At 75.4% G+C, this 6519-nt stretch carries 9 protein-coding genes; 2 read left to right on the forward strand and 7 right to left on the reverse strand.

The features are described from left to right. The 6 genes from VF468_14735 to VF468_14760 form a co-directional block, all read right to left on the reverse strand. On the reverse strand, positions 1–298 hold a 298-nt coding region (locus tag VF468_14735; protein ID HEX5879549.1), incomplete at its 3' end, for a hypothetical protein. Positions 299–374: 76 nt separating this feature from the next. Next, positions 375–890, reverse strand: a complete 516-nt coding sequence (locus tag VF468_14740; protein ID HEX5879550.1) for a MogA/MoaB family molybdenum cofactor biosynthesis protein — start codon at positions 888–890, stop codon at positions 375–377. Next, a complete protein-coding gene (moaC, locus tag VF468_14745; protein ID HEX5879551.1) occupies positions 887–1357 on the reverse strand; it encodes a cyclic pyranopterin monophosphate synthase MoaC in 471 nt (156 codons plus the stop codon). Before moaC ends, VF468_14740 begins: the two co-directional genes overlap by 4 nt. After that, complete coding sequence (glp, locus tag VF468_14750; GenBank protein HEX5879552.1) at positions 1345–2619, reverse strand: gephyrin-like molybdotransferase Glp; 1275 nt, start codon at positions 2617–2619, stop codon at positions 1345–1347. The genes moaC and glp overlap by 13 nt, the downstream gene beginning before the upstream one ends. A 9-nt stretch (positions 2620–2628) precedes the next feature. Then, positions 2629–3543, reverse strand: a complete 915-nt coding sequence (gene galU / locus VF468_14755) for a UTP--glucose-1-phosphate uridylyltransferase GalU (GenBank protein HEX5879553.1) — start codon at positions 3541–3543, stop codon at positions 2629–2631. Between the two features lie 53 nt (positions 3544–3596). After that, complete coding sequence (locus VF468_14760) at positions 3597–3719, reverse strand: hypothetical protein (GenBank protein ID HEX5879554.1); 123 nt, start codon at positions 3717–3719, stop codon at positions 3597–3599. 214 nt (positions 3720–3933) lie between these two features. Here VF468_14760 and VF468_14765 point away from each other — a divergent pair, with 214 nt between their 5' ends. Together VF468_14765 and VF468_14770 are read left to right on the forward strand one after the other, a co-directional pair. Beyond that, the gene (locus tag VF468_14765; protein HEX5879555.1) at positions 3934–5277 is read left to right on the forward strand and encodes a MinD/ParA family protein; all 1344 of its coding nucleotides are present in this window, start codon (positions 3934–3936) and stop codon (positions 5275–5277) included. A gap of 21 nt (positions 5278–5298) precedes the next feature. After that, a complete protein-coding gene (locus tag VF468_14770) occupies positions 5299–5613 on the forward strand; it encodes an FmdB family zinc ribbon protein (GenBank protein HEX5879556.1) in 315 nt (104 codons plus the stop codon). 3 nt (positions 5614–5616) lie between these two features. On the opposite strand, the gene VF468_14775 is transcribed toward VF468_14770, so the two are convergent. Then, complete coding sequence (locus VF468_14775; protein HEX5879557.1) at positions 5617–6120, reverse strand: hypothetical protein; 504 nt, start codon at positions 6118–6120, stop codon at positions 5617–5619. Positions 6121–6519 lie beyond the last annotated feature (399 nt).

Below are 6519 nucleotides of genomic sequence, written 5' to 3' on the forward strand. Positions count from 1 at the left end.
GCGACCCGGCGGCCGTGGCCACGGCGAGCAGGAGCAGCACCCGGCGGCGCCGGGTCGCGGCCCGCCGCCGGGCGGCGCGCCGGCGGGCCAGGCGGGCCGCCTCGGTGGCCGCCTCCAGCTCCTCCTCGGTGGGCTCTTCAGGGAGATTCCCGGTGGTCCAGGGCCGGGCGCCGCCACTCGACAGCCGCGTCCCCCCTTCGGAGGCGTCGGCCGCCAGCTCGGCCCGCCCGCGGCGGGCGATGGGGACCAGCAGGGCCACCCAGATCACGACCACGAGCGCGAACACGGCGAGGCTCACGGTGTCCCCTCTCACGCTGCGCCGGCAGGGCCCAAGGCAACCTAGCACGGGCAATATGCTCGATCAACGACCCCGATCAGGGGCTGGGCGGGTGCCGATGGCTCTCGTCCGGGACGGGGCCGCGGGCGGTCTCGACGGCGTGGGCGAGGACGGGGCCGAGCACCGCCCACTCCTCGCGGACGGCCTTGGGGTTGCCGGGGAGGTTGACGACCAGGACCCTCCCGACCAGGCCGGCGGTGGCCCGCGACAGCATGGCGAACGGCGTGATGGCCAGGCTGGCGTGGCGCAGGGCCTCGGCGATGCCGGGGGCCTCGCGGTCGAGCACGGCCCGGGTGGCCTCGGGGGTGACGTCGCGGGGGCCGAACCCGGTGCCGCCGGTGGTCAGGACCACGTCGGCGTCGGCGGTCATGGCCCGCAGGGCGGCCGCGACCGGCTCGCGCTCGTCGGCCACCACCGCCCGCGAGACCAGCTCCGCCCCGGCGGCCTCGAGCAGCTCGCACAGGGCGCTGCCGCCGGCGTCGTCGCGGGTCCCGGCGGCCACCCGGTCGCTGACGGTGAGCACCGCCACCCGCATCCCCTGCAGGTCGCTCACGTGGCCACGTAGTCCCCGGAACGGCCGCCCCGCTTGGCCAGCAGGCGCAGGTCCTCGACCCGGACGTCGCGCTGGACTCCCTTGACCATGTCGTACAGGGTCAGGGCGGCGGTGGCGGCGGCGGTCAGGGCCTCCATCTCGACCCCGGTGCGGCCGGTGGTGCGGACGGTGGCGGTGACCCGCACGGCGCCGGCCTCCAGGGCCAGGTCGACCTCGACCCCGGTGATCGGCAGGGGATGGCAGAGCGGGATCAGGTCGGGGGTGCGCTTGGCCCCCATGATCCCGGCGACCCGGGCCACGGCCAGGGCGTCGCCCTTGGGCAGACCGGCGGAGGCGAGCAGCTCAAGGGTCTCCGGGGCGAGCACGACCCGGCAGCCGGCGGTGGCCACCCGCTCGGTCTCGGGCTTGGCCGAGACGTCGACCATCCGGGCCGCCCCCTGGTCGTCCAGGTGGCTCAGCTCACCCATGCCAGGTCCTCCCGGAGCAGCAGCACCTGCACCGGCGAGCCCTCGGGGAGCTCGCGGTGCTCGGACGGGACGACGGCCAGCCCGTCGGCGGCGACGCAGGAGGACAGCACCCCGGAGCCCTGGTTGCCGGTGAGGGTGGCCACCAGTCCCTCGTCGCCGACGGCCAGCCGGACCCGCAGGAACGACACCTTGCCGGCCGGGCTGCGGACCGGCTCGCCCAGGCGGGCCACGACCCGGGGCCGGTCGAGCCGGTCGTCGGGGTGGCCGGCGAGCCGGCGCAGGGCCGGGCGGACCAGCGTCTCGAAGACCACGAAGCAGGAGACGGGGTTGCCGGGGAGCCCGTACAGCGGGGTCCCGGCGGCGATCCCGAACGCCTGGGGCATGCCCGGCTGCATCGCCACCCGGAAGCTGCGCACGTCCCCCAGCTCGGCCAGGACCCGCTTGGTGTAGTCGCGCTCCCCCACCGACACCCCGCCGGAGGTGAGGACCAGGTCGCCCTCGGCGGCGGCCAGGGCGAACCCGCGGCGCAGGGCGGCCGGGTCGTCGCGGAGCCGGCCGCAGCGGAACGCCTCGGCCCCGGCCGCGCGGGCCTGGGCGGCCAGCAGCCAGGAGTTGGAGTCGCGGATCTGGCCGGGGCCGAGCGGGTCGCCGGGGTCGACCAGCTCGTCACCGGTGGACACCACCGTGACCCGGGGCCGGGGGTGGACGGGCACGGCCTTGCGCCCGACCGAGGCGAGCATGCCGACGGCCGCCGGGTCCAGCACCCGCCCCCGCTCCAGCACGACGGTGCCGCCGCGGACGTCCTCGCCGGCCGCGCGGACGAAGCGGCCCGGGCCGGGATCGGCGCGGACGAGCACGGTGTCGCCCTCCACGCCGGTCTGCTCGACCGGCACCACCGTGTCCGCCCCCGGCGGCAGCGCCCCGCCGGTCATGATGCGGACGGCGCCGCCCGGCTCGACGGCGGGCAGCCGGCCGGTCCCGGCGAAGACCTCGCCGGTGATCCGCAGGGGCACCGGGGTCGCCTCGCCGGCGCCGGCCAGGTCGGCCCCGCGCACGGCGAAGCCGTCCATGGCCGAGTTGGCGAACGGTGGCAGGTCCTCGGCGGCGGCCACGTCGGCGGCCAGGACGCAGCCGAGGGCGTCGGTCAGCCCGGCCTCGCGGACCGGCAGCGGGCCCAACCGCTCCAGCACGCCCGCTCGCGCCTCGGCGAACGCCACCAGGTCGGGCGGATTCGGCCGGTCGGGCGGGAAGACGGCTGCCATGGAGTGATGCTAGTGCCTTGCCGGCCCCCGCGCCTCCGCCTGGCGGTCCAGGTCGGCCACGAACCGGCGCAGGAAGGCCACGAACGCCGGGCCGATGTCGTCGCGGCGGGCGGCCAGCTCGACCGTGGCCCGCAGGTAGTCGTTCTTGTCGCCGGCGTCGTAGCGGGTGCCGGTGAAGGCGTGGGCGAGCACGCCCCGCTCCGAGGACTGCACGAGGTGCCGGAGGGCGTCGGTGATCTGGATCTCGTTGCCGGCCCCGGGCTCGGTGGCCCGCAGGGCGTCGAAGATCTCCGGGTGGAGCACGTAGCGCCCGATCACGGCCAGGTTCGAGGGGGCCTCCTCGGGGGCCGGCTTCTCCACGATGTCGGCCATCCGGAACAGCCCGGGCTCGAGCTCGTCGGCCGGGGCGACGCAGCCGTAGGCCTTGATCTGGGAGCGCTCGACCTCCATGGCCGCAACCACGCTGGAGCCGTGCCGCTCGAAGCTGGTCACGAGGTCGGCCAGCAGCTTCTCGCCCTCGTCGATGACGTCGTCGCCCAGCAGGACGGCGAACGGCTCGTCGCCGACGTGCTGCTCGGCGACGCTGACGGCGTGGCCGAGGCCGAGCGGCGCCTTCTGGCGGATGTAGTGGACCTGGGCCATGTCGGAGATGTGGCGGACCAGCTCCAGCTTGTCCTCGTCGCCCTTGTCGGTGAGCAGCTGCTCCAGCTCGACGGAGCGGTCGAAGTGGTCCTCGATGGCCTGCTTGCCCCGGCCGGTGACGATCAGGATGTCCTCGATGCCGGCCGCGACCGCCTCCTCGATCACGTACTGGATCGAGGGCTTGTCGACCAGCGGCAGCATCTCCTTCGGCTGGGCCTTGGTCGCCGGGAGGAAACGGGTCCCCAGCCCGGCCGCTGGGATGACGGCCTTGCGGACCTTCATGATGGCTCCACGATGGCGATTCCCCCCGAAGTTCGCTGTTCAGACGGTAGATTCTACTCGACCCGAGCAGCCCGTCCCTTGACCTGCCCTGGCCGCGCGGTCAGCGGCAGCAGGCGCGCCCCGGGCAGCTTGGGCAGGTCGTGGGTCGAGGACAGGGTCTCGCCCAGGCGGTTCATGGACCTGGGGGCAGCTCGTCGCGGCTGGATCGCAGGGCGCTCAGGTACTCGCCCAGCTCGACCCGCAGAAGCGGGCCGCGTCAGGCGGTCGAGTCCACAAATCGGCAATCTACGGGTGCGGGCGGCGGGCGCCTGGTTCATGATGGATTGGTACGTTCTTCGCCGGCGGGCAGCTCTGCCTGAGACACCATGCGAAGCGAGGGGGTGTCGTGCCGTGCCTGGTGACCGGAAGCCGTCGAAGCGGAAGGCCCGCCCCGAACGCGAACGCATCGAGTACGCATCCGACGCCATCGGCTGGCTGCGCGAGCAGCTCGAGCCGCCGCCCCAGCAGCCCGCCGACCCCAAGCCCATCCAACCGGGGCCCAAGGCCCCCGAGCGACCGAGGCAGGCCATGGCTCGCAGAGACGTCCCCCCGCCCGAGCCCACCCCCCCTCCCCGGGCCGAGCCACCGGCGCCCGCGCCGCCTCCGTCCCCACCGCCCGCGCCCACGCCGCCACCACCGGCCGCGCCCCCTCCCCCGGCCGCGCCGCCGCCTCCGCCGCCACCGGTCACGTCGGGCACCCCGCCCAAGCCGGCGGCGGCCCCTGCCAAGGCGGCGGCCCCCGCCAGGGCGGCGGCCAATGACGGCGGCGACCTGACCACCGACCAGCTGCTGGCCCGGCCGCCCGGCGGGCCGACCGAGGGCTGGCAGGCCCTCGTCTACCAGATGACCGGCGGACGGGTGCGCCCCGGCCCGGGCGCCGCCGAGCGGGCCCGCCAGCAGCTGCAGGCGCGGATCGGAACCCCGGTCGCCGGCTGCCAGCGGATCGCCGTGGTCGCACTCAAGGGCGGGGTCGGCAAGACGACCACCACCGCCTGCCTGGGCGCGATCTTCGCCGAGCACCGCGGCGACCGGGTGGTCGCCGTCGACGCCAACCCCGACCCCGGCACCCTCGGCTACCGCATCCGCCGCGACACCGCCCGCACGGCCAAGGACCTGCTCGACAACGTGGAAAAGCTGGAGCGCTACGCCGACGTCCGCGCCTACGCCTCCCAGACCGACCTGCGCCTGGAGGTGATCGCCTCCGAGGCCGACCCGGCTCGCGACGAGGCGTTCGGCGAGGAGGACTACCGCGAGCTGGCCGCCGTCCTTGAGCGCTTCTACTCCCTGGTCCTGACCGACTGCGGCCCCGGCCTGCTCCACTCGGCCATGCGCGCCATCCTGCCCGCCGCCGACCAGCTGATCGTGGTCGCCGCCCCCAGCCTGGACGGCGCCCGCTCGGCCAGCCTGACCCTCGACTGGCTCGACCGCCACGACCACGGCCGCCTGGCCAGGTCCTCGGTGGTGGTCATCAACGCCATCCGCGAACGCGGCCTGGTCGACGTGGACAAGCTCGAGGAGCACTTCTCCCGCCGCTGCCGCGCGGTGGTCCGCATCCCCTTCGACCGCCACCTCGAGACCGGCGCCGAGATCGTCCTCGACGAGCTCGCCCCACCCACCCGCCGCGCCTACGTCCAGCTCGCCGCCGCCGTCGCCGACGGCTTCACCCCTCGACCCAAGGACAGCGTCCAGACCTAGCCGGCTGCTACCATCCGCGACATGCCGACCTACGAGTACGCCTGCACCGAGTGCGGCGACCGCACCGAGGTGGTGCAGTCGATCGCGGATGAGCCCCTGACCACCTGCACCGTGTGTGGTGGGCGGCTGCGCAAGGTCTTCTCGCCGGTGGGCATCGTGTTCAAGGGCTCCGGGTTCTACCGGACCGACTCGCGCGGCAAGGCGGCCAGGACCGACGGCGACAAGGCCAAGAAGCCGGCCGAGGCGAAGCCGGCCTCGTCGTCCTCGGACACCAAGAAGCCGTCGGACGGCGGGAGCTCGACCTCGGCGCCCAAGGCGGCCGAGAAGAGCGCCTGACCCTCAGCAGGGCTGGTCGTCCTCGCCGAGCAGCAGCCAGGGCGGCGGGCGCTCCGACGACACCGCCTGGCCGAGCAGCATCGCGCAGCAGCCGGTCCCCGGGGTGTACAGGTTCAGGCCGACCCCGGCCTCGCGCTCGGTCTCGTGGTCCCAGGTGCCGCAGGAGGCCGGCAGCCTGCCCTCCTGCCAGGTGGCGCCGTGGCCGTGGGGTGGAGGGTGCGGACCGTCCAGGTCCGGGTGCCGATCAGCTTGAGCCCGCTGGGGCGCTGCTCGGAGTGCTGCTCGGCGGGGACGTCGCCGACCACCCGGGACCCGCTGCCCCAGACCGCCATGCGCCCGTCGCCGAGCCAGCAGGCGGCCCGCCAGGTGCCGGCGTTGAGCTTGGCCTCGGCGGGCGGTCCGAGTCGCGCGGGTTCTGGAACCCGGCCTGCGCCAGCGGCCGCCGCGGCCCAGCCAGGCCAGCGCCTGGGGCGCCTCGGCCACGATCCCGATGTCCACTGTGGCCACCCGGGGCAGCCGGACCGGGCGACCACGTGCAGCGCGTCGAGCCGCGCCACCACCGCCGGTCTGTACCCGATCACCCCGATCACCGGCCCGCCCGGCCCGGCCAGCTCCCCGGCACCGGCCAGCAAGGTCGGTGCCCACCCAGAAGGCCGCGCGCGAGCACCCGACCTCCGGCTGCGAGGCCCCCCGGTGGGGAGCGTGGCCGGACGACGAACCGGGTGCTCCCGGTTGTCCCCACCCTGGGGGATGGGAACGACGACGCCGGCGGCATGCGGGCGGTTCCCCTCCGATACCATGCGCGGGGCCGCCGACCCGGTGGCCGCCTCGCGGGGGGCTGCCCCGCCGGTTGAAAGGTGCGAGCGTCATGGCCCGTCCCCAGGCCGAGCTCGGGGTGTTCGGCGG

This window comes from Actinomycetota bacterium (assembly GCA_036280995.1).
In the GTDB taxonomy this organism is placed as follows: Bacteria; Actinomycetota; CALGFH01; order CALGFH01; family CALGFH01; genus CALGFH01.